Consider the following 1,051-nt stretch of genomic DNA (forward strand, 5'->3'; position numbering starts at 1 on the left):
GGATAGTTGTTGTCCCGCGCCGGATCGGCCGAGATCGGCGAACCCAACCTGTCCTGGGAAATGCCGGCGGCGCGCACCTCCTTTGCATAGACGGCGGCGACGACCGCCCCTTGCGCGATCAGCTCGCCCTCGGTCTGGCGGATCAGCTGGTTCTCATAGAGCCGGAAGAAGAACAGCCCGACCAGCGGCAGGGCCATGACCACGATCAGGATGGCGATGACGACGGTGGCGAGCCGCGGCCGCCACCTTTCCTTGCTCAACCACCGCATCGGCCGAGCCGGAAGCCGACGCCATGCACCGTCGCGATCGCATCGGCGCAGCCGACTGCCGCCAGCTTGGCCCGCACGTTGCGGATGTGGCTGTCGACCGTGCGTTCCGAGACATGGATGTTCGAGGCATAGGCATTGGCCATCACCGCGTCGCGGCCAAGCACGTGAAGCGGGCGGGCGAGGAAGCCTTTCAGGATGGCGAATTCGATCGCCGTCAGGGTGAGCGGCTTGCCGTCGAAGCTCGCCGCATGGCTTGCCGGGACAAGCATGAGCTTGCCATGCGCGAATTCCCGCTCGTCCGCTTCTTCCTCGACCGGCGCCGGACGCGCGCGCCGGAGGATGGCGTTGACGCGGGCGACCAGCTCGCGCGGGCTGAACGGCTTGGTCACATAGTCGTCGCCGCCCATTTCCAGCCCCAGGATGCGGTCGATTTCCTCATCCCGCGCGGACAAAAACAGCACCGGCACGTCGGATCTTTGCCTCAGCCGCCGGCAGACCTCCAGCCCGTCCATCTCCGGCATGCCGATGTCGAGCACGATGAGATCGGGCGCGCGCCGCTCGACCGCCTGGAGCGCTGCCGCGCCGTCGGCGACGGCGGCCGTCTTCATGCCGGCCTTTTCCAGCGCGAAGCAGATGATCTCGCGGATATGCGGGTCGTCGTCGGCGACGAGTATGTTGTGCGGCATCGGTCAATAGTCCGGCGGGTAAGCTTGGGTGACGGCAGGATTAGAGCAATTCCAAGGAAAAGTGCGAAATTGTTTTCGGTCCGGAGCTGTGTCGGG

The 1,051-nt window shown here is 65.8% G+C and carries 1 protein-coding gene and 1 pseudogene; both read right to left on the reverse strand.

Features of this window, described 5'->3' with window-relative positions; genetic code table 11:
* Window positions 1-269, reverse strand: a pseudogene (locus EOA27_RS37750) (two-component sensor histidine kinase); the annotation flags it as partial.
* Window positions 257-955 (reverse strand): response regulator transcription factor, encoded by a 699-nt coding sequence (locus EOA27_RS37755; protein WP_126080394.1) that lies wholly within the window; start codon window positions 953-955, stop codon window positions 257-259. The pseudogene EOA27_RS37750 and the gene EOA27_RS37755, both read right to left, overlap by 13 nt.
* Between the last annotated feature and the right edge of the window lie 96 nt (window positions 956-1,051).

This window comes from Mesorhizobium sp. M2A.F.Ca.ET.037.01.1.1 (assembly GCF_003998075.1).
Lineage (GTDB): Bacteria > Pseudomonadota > Alphaproteobacteria > Rhizobiales > Rhizobiaceae > Mesorhizobium.

Excerpts from the sequence above, each read along its gene's own strand:
- EOA27_RS37755 (WP_126080394.1), bottom strand. The coding sequence starts at position 955 with ATGCCGCACAACATACTCGTCGCCGACGACGACCCGCATATCCGCGAG.